This is a genomic window from Kitasatospora putterlickiae (assembly GCF_039527695.1).
Taxonomy (GTDB): Bacteria; Actinomycetota; Actinomycetes; order Streptomycetales; family Streptomycetaceae; genus Kitasatospora; species Kitasatospora putterlickiae.
Window position 1 is genome coordinate 3,036 of the sequence record NZ_BAAAKJ010000160.1, and the last position, 17,090, is coordinate 20,125.

Consider the following 17,090-nt stretch of genomic DNA (forward strand, 5'->3'; position numbering starts at 1 on the left):
CCGTGGCGGCCGGCGTCAGCCGGGGCGGACCGGGGTGCGCGGGGAGGTCCGGCGCTGGGCCGGGACCACGGCGACGGCCGGGCGCAGCGGACGCAGCGCGAGGACCGCGCGGGCGATGGCGTCGGAGTCGCCCAGGGTCACCGAGTTGACGCCCGGGCGGATGCCGGCCGCGGTGACCCAGTGCACCGCCTCGGTGGGGACCCCGTAGGCGAAGCGGCGCGGGTGCGCCCGCCCCGAGGCGTCCAGCAGGCGGTACGGGCGCTCGGTGACGGCCAGCCCGCCCGTCTCGTACCCGGGCCCGGCGGTGTCGGGGATCCGGTAGGTGCCGGCCTGCCCGTCGTCCAGCAGGCCGCGCAGCAGGCGGTCGCCGGTGCGCCGCAGATCGGGTTCGGGCAGCCGGGCCTCGACCAGGACGGTGGCGCGCAGCGGCGGTGCGTCGATCGCGGGCGAGTGGGCGGTGAAGGCGGGCCGCTCGCCGCGCGGGTCGAGGGTGATCCGGACGTCCGGGCCGAGCAGGTCGACCACCCCGGCCTCGATCAGGGCACGCAGTTCGTCGATCCGGGAGGCGGGCGGGCCGATCGACAGGAAGGCGTTCAGCGGGGTGTACCAGGACTCCAGGTCGTCGCGGTAGGAGGAGCCCTCGATACCGCCGTGGTCGACCGCGAGCCGGATCTCGTTGCGCAGGTCGCGCAGCACGTCCAGGGCGGCCTTGAGCGGGCCGCTGACGTTGCCCGCCCGGGCGTCGCGCACGTCGCGCTCCAGGCGGTCGACGATCCACGCGCGGTGCTCGGCGCGGGAGGCGAAGCGCCGGCCCGCGTAGGGGTGGGCGAGGGCGTGCCAGTCCCAGCGCTGTTCGGCGCGGACCCCGAAGCGGTCGAGGATGCCCTCCGTGCGGCCGGGCAGGGGAGCGGCCAGGTACTCCTCGGCGAGGCGCGCGCCGTCCTCCGGGCGGCCGGCGGCGGCGAGCAGGGTGGCGTAGTAGACGGCCTCCACCTCGCGGGCGACCAGCGGCCACAGGTCCCGGGCGAAGCGCACCGGTTCGCCGGCGGCGGCCCGTTGGCGCAGCCGGGCGGTGTACGCCTCGGTGAGCAGCCGGGGGTGGTGGCGGCCGTGCGCGCCCTTCTCGTTCTCGCCGCGCGCGTGGTACGGGACGCCGCGCCGGGAGCCGGCCAGGATCAGCGGCTCCTCGCCGGAGGGGTGGTAGACGAGCCGGCCGCCCTTCCTGGCGAACCGGCCGCCGCGGCCGCGGGTGAGCAGGGCGAGGTGGTCGAAGAAGTTGAGGCCGAGGCCGCGGACCAGCACCGGGCGGCCGGGCGGCACGGCGGTGAGGTCGAGGTCGGCGGGGTTGGCGGGCGGCAGGTGGACCAGGCCGTGCGCGGCGGCGGCCCGGGCCAGGGTGCGTTCGGCGGTGGTCGGGCCGGTCGCCAGGTGGCCGAGGGCCAGCACCACCGCGTCCAGGTCGGCGATCCGGCGGCCGTTGGCGAGCACGAGCACCTGGGCGGCGCCGGGCAGCGGGTCGGCGTCGGTCAGCCGGACGGCGCGGGTGCGGTGCTCGACGATCCGGCAGTGGGCGGGGGCGGTGGCGCGCACCCGGCGGTGGACGTCGCGCAGGTAGCGGCCGTAGAAGGCGCGGCTCGGGTAGCTGTCGGGCGTGAGCGCCCGGGCCTCGGTGCGGACCTGCTCGTCGTACTCGCCCGGAGCGCCCTGCGGGACGGCCGACTTGGCCCATTCGTAGAGGCTGGGTCCCTCTTCGACGGGGCCGTCGATGGTGACGCTCGGGTCGGTGTAGACGGTGACCTGGGAGGCCACGGTGTTCATCAGCAGCAGCCGGGACTGGTTGGTGCGCCAGACCCGGCCGGCGCCGGGCGGGTAGGGGTCGACGAGGTGGACGGTGAGGGCGGCGGCCGACGGGCGGGAGCGCTCGTTGGCCAGCAGGCGTTCGAGGACGGACAGGCCGCGCGGGCCGGCGCCGACCACGGCGATCCGGCGGTGGCGGGCGGTCGGGCCGGGGGAGTGGGGAGCCATGGGGTGATGTCCTCCCGTGCTGAGGGCCGTTCGGACCGGTCTCGGGTGACGCCCCGCCGGACGAAGGCGGAATCCGGCGGGGCGTCGGTCAAAGGGGCTGCGGAATGGCGGGTGTTACGGGTGGCGCAGCAGGATCTTGCCGAGGCTCTCCCGGCCTTCCAGCCGGGCGTGCGCGGCGGGGGCGTCGGCGAAGTCGTAGGTGCGGTCGATCCTGGCCCGCAGGGTGCCGTCGAGCAGCCCCGCGAAGAGGTCGTCGGCGCGGGCGGTGAACTCCTCGCGGGTGAGCACGTGGTGGGTGAGGCTGGGCCAGGTGAGCTTCAGCGAGCCCTTCTGGACCAGCGTGAACGGGTCGATCGGGTCGGGCTTGCCGCTGGCCCGGCCGTAGGCGACCAGGGTGCCGCGCGGGCGCAGCGAGTCCAGGCTGTCGAGGAAGGTGTCCTTGCCGACCGAGTCGTAGACCGCGTCGGCGCCCGCGCCGTCGGTGATCCGGCGGACCGCCTCGCGGAAGTTCTCCTGGTCGTAGCGCACCACGTGGTCGGCGCCCAACTCGCTGACCAGCGCGGCCTTCTCGTCGCTGGAGACGGTGCCGATGACGTGTGCGCCGGCCCGCTTGGCGAACTGGACGAGGAACTGCCCGACCCCGCCGGCGGCGGCGTGCACCACGACCACCTGGCCCTTGGCGATCGGGTGCGAGTCGTGCGCCAGGTAGTGGGCGGTGAGCCCCTGGAGCATCGCGGCGGCGGCCGTCCCGGAGTCCAGGCCGTCCGGCACGGCGGTCGCCAGCCGGACCGGGACGGTGACGAACTCGGCGTAGGCTCCGGGAAGTTCGCCGTAGGCGACGCGGTCGCCGACGGACAGCCCGGTGACGCCGGGGCCGAGGGCGTCGACCGTGCCGACGGCGTCCATGCCGGGGACGAACGGCAGGGCGACGGGGAAGACGCCTTGGCGGTGGTAGACGTCGACGTAGTTGACGCCGATGACCTCGGTGCGGATGCGGATCTCGCCCTCGGCGGGCTCGGTCACCGGCACGTCGTCGACCTGGAGCTGCTCGGGGCCGCCGGTGGCGTGGACGCGGATCGCCTTCATGGGGTGGTACCTCGGCTGTTCTGCTAGGCGGGTCGGGTGGAGGGAACGGGCGGTGGCGGGTCGCCGACGCCCGGGTCGTGGACCGGCGTCGGCGCCGGTGGGGGTGTCGGTGTGGTCGTGGGTGCGGGCTTCGGCGCCGGTGCGGGCCGGTTGGCGAGCAGGCCGCCGCCGATCATCAGCGCCCCGCCCAGCCATTGCAGCGGCGTCGGCGCGAGGCCGAGCGCCAGCAGGGCGACCAGCACCGTGAACGCCGGCTCCAGCTGGAGCACGCTCGCCGTCTCCCACGGCCGCAGCCGCTCCAACGCCAGGTGCAGGGTGACGTAGGCGAGGCAGAAGTTGGTGACGGCGAGCAGGAGTTGGAGGCCGAGCGTGCCGGCCGTCGGGTGCCAGCGCAGCGGGCCCGGGCTGAGCAGCAGGACCGGCAGCAGGACGACCGCCGCCGGAACCAGTCGCCACAGGCCCAGTTGCAGCGGCGGCACCTTGGCCATCAGCGACTTGGCGGGCAGGAAGGCGAGTCCGCCCAGTACCGCGCCCGCCAGCACCAGCGCGTCGCCGGTGCCGACGCCGGTGAAGCCCGCGCCGGGGTCCCGCAGCACCACCAGCACCCCGCCCGCCAGGGTCACCGCGAGCCCGGCCGACTGCCGGCCGCGCAGCCGGTCGCCGAGCAGCAGGACCGAGGCCAGCACGGCCGTCGGCCCCTGGAGCTGGATGAGGAAGCCGCCGTTGACCGGGCTGGTCCGGCTCAGCCCGCTGATCACCAGGGCCAGCGAGAGTCCGGTGCCGACCAGCGAGACGAAGCCCAGCCGCAGCCAGTCCGCCCGGGTCAGGCCGCGCGGGACCAGCGGCCGGCGCCGTACCGCGAGCTGGACGGCCAGCAGCACGGCGCCGATCGACAGGTTGAGCTCGGTGGTCAGCAGCGGGTCGATCTCGCGGGTGACCCGGTTGGCCAGCACGGCGCCGGCGCCGAAGAAGGCGGCGGTCAGCAGCGCGAATGCGTACCCCTGCGTGCGCACGGTGGGCTCAGCGCGCCTTCAGGCGGACCGCGTGCCCGCGCTCCACCCCGTACCGGGCGGCGAAGTCGCCCTGGTTGAGGGCGAGTCCGAGCTGGTCGCGGCTGGCGATGTAGGCGAGCGGCTCGCCCACGTCGCCGGCCTCGCCGAAGGTGCGGCGCAGCGGGGTGGTGAGCCGGGCGTCGCCGATCTCGATCTCCAGCTCGGCGTCGAAGGCGATGCCCCGGGCGTCCAGGAATTCCCGGGTGATGCTCGTCCAGACGTTCCCGTAGTTCTTGTCGAGAATCGCCACCTCGCCGACTATCCAGTCACCCTCGACGACCGGTTCGGCGACCTCCAGAAGGGTTATTTCGGAGGCCTCGATTTCCTCGCCGATTTCACTGAAAGGTACTCCGTTGGCGATGTGCGCGGCGGCCGAAATGACGATGTCGCGCCCGTAGAACGTCGGGTCGATGACGGGCCGGCGGACCTTCTCGGCGGTGATCCGGCGGACCTCGGCGACGCCCGCCTCCTTGGCGATGCGGGTGAGCAGGCCGTTGTTCGGGGCGAAGTAGGTGTGCCCCTGGGGCGTGCGCAGCCCGATCGCGTTGTCCTGGACGCCGGTGTGCGGGAAGGTGACGCAGGCGAAGACCGCGTCGGCCGGGAAGTACCGGAACGAGTCGCGGATGTACAGGCCGGCCTCGTAGATGTCGAACGGCGTGACGTCGTGCGTGACGTCGACGATGTTGGCGTGCGGGGCGATGCTGAGCACCATGCCCTTGCAGATGCCGACGGCGTCGTCGACGAGGCCGAAGTCGGTGAGCAGTCCGACGATCGGCCGGGGCGCGAGCAGACCGGGGCCGGTGGACGGGGCGGCGGTGTTCGTGGGAGCGGACATGCTGAACCCTTTCAGGATTACCGAAACGGTGGCGTGCATGGCGGTCCGGGATTTTCCGGCGGTGAATCGCCCGTCCAGGTAAAGGACGGATCAAGCGTCGCGAGATTGAAGCGAGGCTAGCACCCGGTAGGTCGCGAAGAAAGCGCGTGCTGTTGCGGCTGTATGAAGTCGTTTTTAATAAGCGGAACGATACCGGCCGTTTGCCGGAAATCGGTCGGGGCGGATGGTGTTCGAGTGTCTTGCGGAAATGGTGCGGGCGTGAACCGGTGCCGGCCGGCCGCCCGGGACCGCGCACGTACGGTCCGAATCCGGCGGGCGGGACGCGAAGCTGACGGACCGTCGGCTCGCGTGAGCGGCAGGTTTGCGGGTGAGCGGGGCGGCGTGATTGGCTGCCGCCCGATGGTCGGTGTCCGCGCAGGCCGGGAGGCCGTGGTCGCGGACGGCCGCCCGCTCTCGGTGGAGGGACGGGCGGCGCCCGCCCGCGAGCGGGCATGACCAGCGGGCCGAGTGGGGCGGGCGGGTCCGCGCCGACCGCCCCATTCGGTGGAGCCCTCCCGCAATCAGGTGAACGCCGGGACAACATCGCCTCCGGACGACTACGGTCGGTCAAAACAGCCGGACGACCTGGGGGGAGGGACATCGCCATGAGTATGTCCATGACGGTGAGCTCCCGGCCCGACCCGGGGATGCCGGAGCAGGAGCCCTTCGCACAGCGCCCCCAGAAGGCCTCGCCGGTGGTCGGCGGCGGCAACCCGCACACCGAGCAGCGGACGGTCGTGCTCACCGCCGAGGCCGAGTCGGCCGCCCGGACCATCGCGGCACCGCCCGGCTCGCACCACCTCCCGCCCACCCCGACCGCCGAACTGGTCGGGCGCGCCGAGGCGTTGGCCGCCGTCGGGGCCGCGCTCGCCGGCGGCGGAGGCCTGGTCACCCAGGCGACCACCCTGCACGGGCTCGGCGGCGTCGGAAAGACCGCCCTGGCCCTGCACTACGCCTACGCGCACCTGCCCGAGTACGACCTGGTGTGGTGGATCACCGCCGAATCGCCCGAACAGCTCGCCGAGGCCTTCGCCGACCTCGCCGTCCACCTGCACCGCGACTGGGCGCTCGCCGAGACGCCGAGCCGGCAGGTCGAATGGGCGCTGGCCTGGCTCCGCGCGCACGACCGGTGGCTGCTGGTGTTCGACAACGTCGAGGACCCCGTCCACCTGACGCCCTACCTGGGCCGGCTGCTCGGGCGGGGACACCACCTGGTCACCAGCCGCCGCGCCGACGGCTGGCACAAGGGCATCCGGCCGATCCGCGTCGACGTGCTCGACGGCCCGCTCGCCGTGCGGCTGCTGCACCGGGCCGCCGGGCGCGGCGAGGAGATCGACCAGCTCGACGAGACCGAGCGCGGCGAGGCCCGCGCCCTGGCCGACGAACTCGGCCACCTGCCGATCGCCCTCGCCCAGGCCGGCGCGCACATCCGGCAGACCGGCACGACCTACCGGGCCTTCCGGGAACTGCTGCGCACCGTGGCGCCGTCGAAGTCCGGCGCCATGCCGAGCGCCCTGGACACGGTGTCCCGGCTCTGGCGCACCACCCTGCGCACCGTCCAGGAGACCGCGCCGTTCGCCGTCGAGCTGCTGCGCACGCTCGCCTGGTACGCCCCGGAGGCGCTGCCGCGCGAGGCGCTGCTGCCGTTCGGCTCCCGGCGCCCGGACGAGGTGGACACCGCGCTGAGGGTGCTGGCGGACTACAGCCTGGTCACCCTCGGCCCGCACACGGTGGACGTCCACCGGCTGCTCCGCAGCACCCTGCGGGCCGGAGACGAGGACGGCAGGGTGTGGGCGCGGGCGGAGCGCAACCTCGCGGGCTCGGTCGCCCGGCTCTGGCCGCAGGCCGACCAGGCCGTCCGGCGCGCCCTGCTGCCGCACGTCCGGGAGCTGACGGCGGCCGGACGCACCTCGCCGGACCCCGCCCCGGAGACCGTCGAGCTCTACCGGCTGGCGGCGGCCGAACTCGCCGCGCCGGAGCAGCGGGTCTTCGTGATCCCGCTGGTCACGGCGGTCGTCGAGGGCCAGAGCCGGCTGCTCGGCCCGGACCACCTCGACACGCTCGCCTCCCGGGGCCGGCTCGCCGAACTCCACGCCCGGGTGGGCGACCCGGTCAAGGCCGTGGAGCTGTGCGAGGCCGTGGTCGCCGACCGCTCCCGGGTGCAGGGGCCGGACCATCCCGCGGTGCTCGCCGACCGCTTCTCCCTCGCCCACGCCCGCCGCAAGGCCGGCGACCACCGGCGCGCGGTCGAGGAGTTCCGCACGGTGGTCGCGGAGCGGACCCGGGTGCTCGGCGCCGCGCACCGCGAGACGCTGGCCGCGCGCGGCGGCCTGGCGTACGCGCTCCAGCTCGCCGGCCACCACCGGGAGGCGGTCCGGGAGTTCGAGCGGCTGCACGAGCGGTTGGTGGAGGAGCTGGGTCCCGACCACGAGGACACCCTGGCCAACCGCAACAGCCTCGCCTACGCCCGGCTCAGCGCGGGCGAGCACCGGCTCGCGCTCCAGCTCTACGCGCAGGCCGTCGCGGACCGGACGCGGGTGCTCGGCGAGGACCACCCCGACACCCTCACCAGCCGGGGATGGCTGGCCGCCGCCCACGCCGAGGCGGGCGACCACCCGGCGGCGGTCGCCGAGTACGCGGCGGTGGTCCGCGACCGGACCCGGGCCCAGGGCGCGGACCAGGTGCAGACCCTGGAGGCCCGGGCCGGGCTGATCAGGGCCAGGGTCGACGCGGGGGACCTGACCGGCCTGGTGGCCGGGGTCGCGGCGCTGCTCACCGACTACACCCGGGTGCTCGGCCCGGACCACCCGGAGACCCTCGACGCCCGTTCGGGGCTCGCCTGGGCCTATGAGACCGTCGGTGAGCACCGCCGGGCGGTGGTCCACTACGAGGCGGTGGTCCGCGATCGCGCGCGGGTCCAGGGGCCGGATCATCTGGGCACCCTGGAGGAGCGTTCGGACCTGGCGCGGGCCCGGCTCGCCGCCGGCGCGCCCGAGCAGGAACTGGCCGACCGCGAGCGGCTAGTCGCGGACCGGCTGCGCATCCAGGGCCCCAACCACCCAGACACCCTGGCGGAGCGGGGCCGGCTGGTCCGCGCGTGCCAGCGGGTCGGCCAGGACGGCCGGGCGGTCGAGCTCGCCGAGGTGCTGGTCGTCGACCGGACGCGGGACCAGGGGGCGGACCATCCCGACACCCTGGCCGCGCGGTGGACGCTGGCCTGGCTCTGCTCCACCACAGGCCGGCACGACCGGGCGCCGGCCCTGTTCGAGGCCGTGGCCGCCGACCGCACCCGGCTCTACGGCGCCGACCACCCCGCGACCCTGGACGCGCGGTGGTGGCAGGCCTGGGCGTGCCGGGGCGCTGGTGACCACCGCCGCGCGATCGGCCTCTACCAGGACCTCTGCGCCGACCGGTCGCGGGTTTCCGGTGCGGACCACCCGGAGACCCTCTCCGCCCGGAACGGACTGGCCTGGGCCCACAGCGACGCGGGCGAGCACGCGCGGGCCCTGGAACTCTACGAGTCCCTGCTGGCCGACCGGGAACGCGTGCACGGCCCGGACCACGCGTGGACGCTCACCGCCCGGTCCTGTGTGGCGCTGGCGCTCGGCGGCGTCGGCGCGCACGGACGTGCCGTGGCGGTCTACCGGGAACTCGTGGAGCAGCGGACCCGCAAGCAGGGGCGGGACCACCCCGAGGTCCTCGGCGCGCGGTGGGACCTCGGCCTCGCCCTTCAGAACGCCGGCCGGTACCGCGAGGCGATCGAGCTGTTCGAGGCGTTGAGCGCCGATCAGACCCGGCTGCGCGGCGCCGACCACCCCTCGGCGCTGAACGCCCGGTTCGGTCTGGCCTCGGCGTGCGGGTCGGCGGGCGACCGGCGCGCGGTCGGCCTCTTCGACAGGCTCGTGGCCGACCGGACCCGGCTGCAGGGGGCGGACCACCCGACGACGCTGAGCGCCAGGGGATGGCTCGGGTGGGCCTGCCGCCGGACCGAGGAGCACGGCCGGGCGGCCGAGGTGTACGACCTGCTGGTGGCGGACCGTGCCCGGGTGCAGGGCGCGGACCACCCCGCGACGCTGAGCGCCCGTTCCGAGCAGGCGCACGCGGCCCGGGAGCGGGGGGACCACCGGCGCGCCGTCGAACTGCACGAGCGACTGCTCGCCGACTGCGCCAGGGTGTGGCCCGCGGACCGCTCCGGGGTGCTCGACGCGCGCTGGGCGCTGGCGCGGGCCTGCACGGCGTCGGGTGACCACCGCCGTGCGACGGCCCTCCTGGAGGAGGTGGTGGCGTCCTGGGAACGTCTCTGGGGAGCCGATCACGAGGAGACGCTGGACACCCGGCTCTGGCTCGCCCTGGCGTACCGGAAGGCCGGTGAGCACGGCCGGGCGCTGGCGCTCTACCGGGCCGTGGTCGCGGACCGGACCCGGGTGACCGGCGCCGACGCGCCCGCGACCCTGGTCGCGAGGTACGGCCTGGCCTGGGCCCATCAGGACGCCGGCGAGCCGGACCGCGCGGCCGGGCTCCACGAGGCACTCCTCCGGGACCGGCTCCGGATCCTCGGGCCCGACCACCTGTTGCCCCTGGACGACCGGTCCTCGCTGCTCAACGCGCTGGTCCTGGCCGGCCGCCACCGCGAGGCGGTCGCGGGGTACGGGCCCCTGGTGGCGGACCGGGTCCGGATCCAGGGCGCCGACCACGGCGACACGTTCCACGAGCGGGCGCAGCAGGCCTGGGCGCTGGGCGAGGCCGGCTGCCACCTGGAGGCGTGGGAGGCCCGGGAGGCCCTGCTGCGCGACCGGCTCCGCATCCTGGGGCCGGACCATCCCGACACCGTCGTGGCCCGGGCCGCCGTGGCGCACGCCCTCGACCGCGTCGGCCGGGTCCGCGAGGCGCTGGCCGTGCGGGAGGCCCTGGCCGTGGACCGGGGCCGGATCCAGGGCCCGGACCACCCGGACACGCTGGCCGCGCGGTCCTGGGTGGCGGCGCTCCACCGGAACAGCGGTGACCACCGCGCCGCCGCCGAGCACTACGAGGCGCTGATCGCCGACCGGCTCCGGATCCAGGGCCCGGACCACCGCGACACGCTCGCCGAACGCCGTCACCGGGCCTTCGCGCACCGCGTCGCGGGCCGCTACCGCCGTGCGGTGCGCGAGCGCGAACTCCTGCTGGACGACACCATCCGGCTGTCCGGGCCGGACCACCCGGACACCCTGACCGAGCGGGCGAGTCTGGGGCACGCGCTGCGATGGGGCTGGGACCACACGGCGGCCGCCGAGGTCTACGAGGCCCTGCGCGCCGACCTCACCCGGCTGCGCGGGGCCGGCCACCCCGACACCCTGGACACCCTGGACAGCATCGCGCTCAACCTGTGCGAGTCGGGGCGCCACCCGGAGTCGGTGGCCCGCTACCGGGAACTCGTCGCGGCGGCGGCGGACGCCCTCGGCCCGGAGCACCCGACCGTCCTGGGCGCCCGCTCGGACCTCGGCCTCACGCTGCGCGACGCGGGGGAGCGCGGGGCGGCGAGGGAGGAGCTCTCCGCGCTGTTGGCGGACTGGGCGCGGGTGCTGGGCCCGGGCCATCCCGGCGTCTTCCGCGTCGGGCGCCGGCTCGCCCACGCCTCCCACCTGGCCGGCGACACCCAGGCGGCCGTGAGCCTGCTGGCCTCGCTGGCCGACCGGGCGACGAGCGCGCTGGGCGCCGTGCACCCCGAGACGGTCGAGACCCGGGCCGTGCACGCCCTGCTGCTGGCCTTCGGCGAGCGGCCGTTCCGCGCGGTGGTGCTGCTGGGGATGCTCGTCGAGGAGTGCGTCGAGAGCCGCGGCCCGCGTCACGGGCTCACCCTCGGCGTCCGCCAGAACCTGGCGTTCGCCCGGCTGCTGGCCGGCGACCACACCGGGGCGGTGCGGACCTACGAGGCCGTGGTCGCGGACTGCGGGCTGTGGACCGAACCGGCCTCGACGGGGGCTGCCGCGCTGCTCCTGGAGGGGCACCGCACGACCGACGAGCCGACCGTGGCCGTCGGCTGCCGGCGGACGGGCGGCGGCGGGATGTCCCCCACCCTGGTGGTCGGCCTCGCCCGGGCGCTCGCGGCGGGCGGGCGCACCGCGGCGGCGCGGGAGCTGCTGCTCGCCACCTGCGCGGGGCGTGACGCCCTGATGGGACCGGAGCACCCCCTCGCGCGGGAGAGCCGGGCGGCGCTGGCGCGCCTGGACGCGGGGGAGCCGGAGCCCGGGCCGGTCGCGGAGCTGGCGCCGCCGGCCGCCGCCCCGGCCCTGCCGGCCGAACCGGAGGCTCCCAGGGGTGCGGCACTCGTCCCCCGCCCCCAGCATCCCGCCGCCCAGGTGGCGTGGCGGCCCCGGATCACCCTGCTCGACGAGCCCGAGGTGGGCGTCCCCGCCCGGCTGAACCTCCGTCTGGAGGCGGACGGCGACGCCGCCGGGGCCGATCCGGCCGGGCTGCCGGAGCTGCGCCTGGTCGCCGCGACCCTCTCCGACGCGGTGGTCGAGCCGCCCGTCGCCGACTACGTCGCGGCGGGCGAGCCGGCCGGGTTCACCCTGACCCCGGCCGCGCCGGGGGAGCACCGGATCCGGTTCACCGTCTTCGACCGGGGGTTCGGCGTAGCGCTGCAGGACTTGGTAACCGTCGTCGACGTCGTTCCGGCGGCCGGCGGCGTGGAACACGGACAGGAGCAGGAGTAGCCACGTGCCCCGGGACCTCGTCGTCGAGATACGGCAGAACCCCTCCGCCGACTACACGTTGTTGCCGCGCCAGGGAGGGCCGGCCGACCGGCCGGGCGCGCGGGGGGCCGAGCCCTTGGACCTGAAGGTCTCGCTGCGCCGCCACGGCACCGCCGAGCTGGTGCACATGGCGGTCGACCGGGCGGGCGTGCGGGAGCCGCTGACCCGGGGCCACCGCGCCTATCTGGACGTCTCCGCCAGCCGGCTGCTCCAGCTGGCCGGCCGGGTGCGATGGGCCTGGAAGGAGCAGCTGGTCACCTACCCGGTGCTGGAGGACGACGGGATGCGGGCGCGCTACCCGTTCGCCTCCGACGTCGACCTGACCGCGTGGACGGCGCTGGCCCGCAGCCGGACGGCGGAACTCCTGGAGGAGGGGCGGTTCGCCTTCGACGAGATGCTCGCCGGGCCGGGCCGCGACCTCGCCGAGCTGCGGGCGTTCCTCACCCGCACGCTCACCGAGGAGGGGCCGCTGCGGGTCAGTTTCGACTCCGACCTCCACCTGCCGTGGCCGATGCTGGCCGTGACGGTCGGGCAGGGGGAGCCGTGGCAGGACTTCCTCGGCTACCGGCACCAGATCGAGCAGACCGGCGCCGCCTACCCCAGGGCCCAGGCCCCGTACCCACCGCGGAACCGGGCGGTGACCAGCCTCAACACGGACAGCGCCCTGGAGTCGGTCGGCCGGGCGCCGGAGGTGCGCAAGCTGCTGGAGGAGCGGACGGAGCTGACCGTCCGCACCGAGTCGGCGCGCTTCCTGGAGGCGCTGGCCGGGGCGGTGCTCGACGAGGACCTGATGTACTTCTGGTGCCACGGCCAGTTCGTCTCCAACGGCTCCCTCTACACCCAGTTGAGCGTTCGGCTCTCCGACCCGAGGGACATCGACGCGGACCTGGTCCGCCGGCACCGCCGCAGCCATCAGGACGTGCCGGACGCCCTGTTCCGGCCGTTCGTGCTGCTGAACGCCTGCCACGCCGGCCAGTCGGCGGAGGCCGAGCTGGAGCACCTCGGCCGGGCCCTGGTGGAACTCGGCGCCAGCGGCGTGCTCGGGCCGCAGATCGAGATCCCCCAGGTGTTCGGGGCCGAGTACGCCTTCGCCTTCCTCGACCGCTACCTGACGGGTCGGTTCACGGCGGGGGAGATCACCTGGCGGCTGGCCCGGGACTTCGCCGACGTGTACCGCAATCCACTCGCCCTCACCTACTCGCTGCACTGCGGGATCGACAGCATGCTGGAGCTGACGCCATGACCCACGCCGTGGTGGACCTCGACGAGGACGGCCGGCTGCTCGTGCCGGGCACCCGGACCCCGGTGCCGGAGGCCCGGGTGGCCGAGCACCTGGCGCGCCATCTGCGGGTGCCGGAGCGGGCCACCGACCTGTACGTGTACGTGCACGGCTGGCAGACCGGGGCGCAGGCGGCCGTACGGGCGGCGGACGCCCTGATCGGGCGGGCGGTCCGGCTCGGGCGGGAGTCGCCGACCGCGTACCCGGGGCTGGCGGCGCGCGGGTACCGGCCGTGGTGCGTGGTGGTGCGCTGGCCGTCGTCGAGCCGGCCCTCGCTGGGCGGTTACCGGCGGATCCGGGACCGGGCGCACGCGATGAGCGGGCCCGGGCGCGGGCAGGCGGGGTTCGTGATCGGGCACCTGCTCGGCTACCTGGACGCCGCGCGCGGGCGGCCGGACGGCCCCGAGGTGCTGGCGAACCGGGCGGGCCAGTACCTGCACCTGGTGGGGCACTCGTTCGGCGGCCGGTTCCTGTGCGAGGCGGTGCAGTGGGCGGCGGAGCGGCCGGCGGCCGGGCCGAAGGTGCTGGGCTGGAGCGGGCCGACGGACCCGGCGCGGCCGTTCACCGTGGACAGCGCGCTGGTGTTCCAGATGGCCGCGCCGCGGGACGCCTTCGACCGGTTGTTCCCCGGGCTGTTCCCGGAGCCGGGGAGGCCGGGGGCGCCGCTGCGCGGGCCGCTGGTGCTGACGCATTCGCGCTGGGACCGGGCGACCGGGTTCTGGCACCTGCGGGCCGAGGGCCTGCCGGGGATCGGGCACTCGGGGGCGGGGCCGGCGCCGGTCCGGCAGTTCTCGACGGCGCTGCTGGCGACGGACACGCCGTACCGGAAGGGGGTGCTGGACCACCCGATCGTCAACGTCGACGCGGGCCGGGTGTTCCGGGGGAGCGCGGTGGGGCGCAGGCTGGCGCCGGCGGGCGCGCACTCGGACTTCCAACACCCGGAGTCGGCGCATCTGTTGCTGAGCCTGGCGGCCTTCTCCCGGTGACACCGGGGGGCGTGTTATCGGACGATTGCCCGATTCAGCCGGTGTCATCACCTGATGATCACCTGTCCGCTGACATCGCGACGCCCCCCGTACCGCACGGTCCAGTCCAATCCCTCCGTACACAGCCGGTGCGCCCCGCCGGTCCAGCCCAGCGTACGGAAGGCAGTCCAGACCCATGGCCCGCACAGACGACCAGGCCTCGCACGACCAGCAGCTCCAGGAGGCCGCGACCCGGCTCGGGATCGGCCGCCGCCGGTTCCTGACCGTCACCTCGGCGGCCGCCGCGCTGGCGTTCACCACCAACCTTCCGGGCGCCCACGCCGCGGACGCCGAGATCGCGCCCCGCACGCTGACCGAGAACCCGTTCACCCTCGGTGTCGCGTCCGGCGACGCGCTCAGCGACGCCGTCGTGCTCTGGACCCGCCTCGCCCCCCGGCCGCTGGAGCCCGGCAACGGCCTGCCGCCCACCGGCGTGGTCAAGGTCGACTGGGAGATCGCCCGGGACGAGGCCTTCCGCAAGATCGCCCGGCGCGGCACCGCCAAGGCGTACGCCGAGTTCAACTACTCGGTGCACGTGGACGCCGAGGGCCTCGACGCGGACCGCGTCCACTGGTACCGCTTCAAGGTCGGCGGCTGGACCAGCCCGGTCGGCCGGACCCGCACCTCCCCCGCGCGCGGCCGCCACATCGACGAGGTCCGCTTCGGCCTGGTCTCCTGCCAGGCCTACGAGGACGGCTACTTCACCGCCTACAAGCACCTCGCGAACGAGGACCTCGACGCCGTCTTCCACGTCGGCGACTACATCTACGAGTACGCGATCAACGCCGTCGGCGGCGACCGCAAGTACACCGACCGCACCCTGCCGTCGCTGTTCAACCACGAGACCACCACCCTGGAGGACTACCGCCTGCGGTACGCCCTCTACAAGAGCGACCCCGACCTCCAGGCCGCGCACGCGGCGCACGCCTGGTACGTCACCTGGGACGACCACGAGGTGGAGAACAACTACGCGGCCGGCATCCCGGAGAAGAACCAGTCGGTCGAGGCCTTCGTCGCCCGCCGGGCCGCCGCCACCCGCGCCTACTGGGAGAACATGCCGCTGCGCATGCCCCGGCCGGACGCCACCGACCTCAAGCTGTACCGCCGCCACCACTACGGCCGGCTGGCGCAGTTCGACATCCTCGACACCCGCCAGTACCGCTCCGACCAGGCCAACGGCGACGGCTGGCAGTTCCCCACCCCGGAGTCGGCGGACCCGAAGCGCACGCTGATGGGCGCCACCCAGGAGCGCTGGCTGCTGGACGGCTTCCGCAAGTCCAAGGCGGTCTGGAACGTCGTCCCGCAGCAGGTGGTCTTCTCCCGGCGCAAGAACACCACCGAGGCGAGGTCCAAGCTCTCCATGGACGCCTGGGACGGCTACCCGGCCGCCCGCGAGCGGCTGCTGGCCGGCGTCGAGGACATCGGCGTGGAGAACCTGGTGGTCCTCACCGGTGACGTGCACGTCGCCTACGCGATGGACGTCAAGCGCGACTTCGACGACCCGGACTCGCGCACCGTCGGCGTCGAGATCGTCGGCACCTCGATCGCCAGCGACGGCGACGGCGAGGAGCACCCGTCCAACTGGGCCACGCTGACGGCCGCCAACCCGCACCTGAAGTTCTACGACGGGCGGCGCGGCTACACCGCGATCACGCTCAACGAGGAGCACGCGCGGGCCGACTACCGGGTGGTCTCGCACATCACCCGCCCGGGCGGGACCGTCGGCACCGCCGCCTCCTTCGTCAGCGAGGCCTACAACCCGGGCATGCAGCGCGCCTGACGGCTCGCCGTCCCGTGGCCCCGCCGCACCGCTCGCCGACGCGGTGCGGCCGGGCCGACCGTCACCGCCCGGGCAGCCGGACCCAGTGGTCGGCGGGCCCGGTGACCGCCCGGTCGTCGGTGGGGCGCAGCCCGGCGAACGCACACGCGTAGGCCGCCGGTGCGAAGTGGTAGAGGTAGTCGGTGAGAACCTCCTCGGCGGTGCCGCCCTCGTACGGCCCGCCGCCCGGGTGCAGGTCCCACGCGAGGACCACGCCGTCCCGGGCGATGCCGCCCTGATCGCCGCTCTTGGGATTGGCGTACAGGCCGTAGCAGACCGTGCCCGCGGAGAGCGGGACCAGCACCTCGGCCGTCTTCGGCGCGTACCCCCACGGCTGGGTCACCACGCAGCCGCCGGGAACGGACGTCACCCCGACGATCAACTCGATCTCCTCCGGCTCGAAGTCCAGCACGTCCTCCAGGATCTCCTCGATCTCCTCCTCCGGCACCGGCACGGCCGCCAGCCGCCGGATCGCCTCGTCCGCGTCGACACCCGCCACGCAGGCCAGGCCGGTGCCGTCCTCGACGTAGCGGCCCAGGGCCGCGAGCAGCCGCCGCGCCTCGTCGGCGGCCGCGCGCTCGGCCTCGGTCAGGTGCTCGCCCGCCGGAGCGGGGAACAGCTCCGGTGCCGGCCCGGCCAGGCTCAGCCGTCCCGGGGACCAGCCGCCGAGCGAGCGCCGCCAGGGATCGGCGCCGGCGTCGGCGAGGACCCGCGCGGTGTCCGCCCGCCGGGCCACGACGGCCTCCCACAGGGCCGTCACCCCGTGTTCGAGCGCGTCCACGTCCTCGACCCGCCGGGCGAGCTCCGCGACGACCTCGGGCGAGCCGTACACCGCCGCCCGGTGCAGCGGCCGCGCGCTGTTCCACCGATCCGGGTCGGCGCCCGCGTCGAGCCGGCGGCGGACCTCCTCGACGTCCGTCCAGTCCCAGCCCATGCCGGCCCAGCCGTCGTCCGACGTCATGCGCGCACCTCCCTGGCGGTCCCGGTCGAGTCCGGGTGGGCCCACCGTCGCACACGGGTCCGACAACGGGGCGTCGCGGGCGTCCGGCCGCCTGGAGGGTTCGTGGACGATGCGGAGGTGTCGTGAACCTGCGGTGATCGGCCGTTGATCGGCCGTAGAGCACGGCCGTGGAGCATCTGCGCAGGGGAACCCGGCTCGGCGGTCACCACCGTCCGGCGCCGCCCTCGGCGCGCCG

9 protein-coding genes are annotated in these 17,090 nt (G+C 75.3%); 4 read left to right on the forward strand and 5 right to left on the reverse strand.

The features are described 5' to 3' along the window. Positions 1-15 precede the first annotated feature (15 nt). The 4 genes from ABD308_RS16580 to ABD308_RS16595 all read right to left on the reverse strand — a co-directional run bounded on the left by ABD308_RS16580 (position 16) and on the right by ABD308_RS16595 (position 4,998). On the reverse strand, positions 16-2,025 hold the full coding sequence (locus tag ABD308_RS16580; protein ID WP_344334928.1) for an FAD/NAD(P)-binding protein: 2,010 nt from the start codon (positions 2,023-2,025) through the stop codon (positions 16-18). A gap of 114 nt (positions 2,026-2,139) precedes the next feature. Further along, positions 2,140-3,111: a quinone oxidoreductase family protein gene (locus ABD308_RS16585; protein WP_344334931.1), complete on the reverse strand. Its 972-nt coding sequence runs from the start codon at positions 3,109-3,111 to the stop codon at positions 2,140-2,142. 23 nt (positions 3,112-3,134) lie between these two features. After that, positions 3,135-4,124, reverse strand: coding sequence for a DMT family transporter (locus ABD308_RS16590; protein ID WP_344334935.1), 990 nt, complete (start codon positions 4,122-4,124; stop codon positions 3,135-3,137). Between the two features lie 7 nt (positions 4,125-4,131). Continuing rightward, a complete protein-coding gene (locus ABD308_RS16595) occupies positions 4,132-4,998 on the reverse strand; it encodes an SAM hydrolase/SAM-dependent halogenase family protein (RefSeq protein WP_344334938.1) in 867 nt (288 codons plus the stop codon). A 644-nt stretch (positions 4,999-5,642) separates the two neighbouring features. On the opposite strand from ABD308_RS16595, the gene ABD308_RS16600 reads away from it, so the two are divergent. From ABD308_RS16600 to ABD308_RS16615, 4 genes are all read left to right on the forward strand, one after another. Beyond that, positions 5,643-11,732 carry a tetratricopeptide repeat protein gene (locus ABD308_RS16600; protein ID WP_344334944.1) on the forward strand — a complete coding sequence of 2,030 codons (6,090 nt, stop codon included), beginning with the start codon at positions 5,643-5,645 and terminating at the stop codon, positions 11,730-11,732. Between the two features lie 4 nt (positions 11,733-11,736). Then, positions 11,737-13,014, forward strand: a complete 1,278-nt coding sequence (locus ABD308_RS16605) for a CHAT domain-containing protein (protein WP_344334948.1) — start codon at positions 11,737-11,739, stop codon at positions 13,012-13,014. After that, positions 13,011-14,036, forward strand: coding sequence for a hypothetical protein (locus tag ABD308_RS16610; protein ID WP_344334950.1), 1,026 nt, complete (start codon positions 13,011-13,013; stop codon positions 14,034-14,036). Before ABD308_RS16605 ends, ABD308_RS16610 begins: the two co-directional genes overlap by 4 nt. Positions 14,037-14,211: 175 nt before the next feature. Continuing rightward, positions 14,212-15,855 carry an alkaline phosphatase D family protein gene (locus ABD308_RS16615; protein ID WP_344334955.1) on the forward strand — a complete coding sequence of 548 codons (1,644 nt, stop codon included), beginning with the start codon at positions 14,212-14,214 and terminating at the stop codon, positions 15,853-15,855. A 61-nt stretch (positions 15,856-15,916) separates the two neighbouring features. Here the strand turns inward: ABD308_RS16615 and ABD308_RS16620 are convergent, their stop codons facing one another. Then, the gene (locus ABD308_RS16620) at positions 15,917-16,855 is read right to left on the reverse strand and encodes an ankyrin repeat domain-containing protein (protein ID WP_344334960.1); all 939 of its coding nucleotides are present in this window, start codon (positions 16,853-16,855) and stop codon (positions 15,917-15,919) included. Positions 16,856-17,090 lie beyond the last annotated feature (235 nt).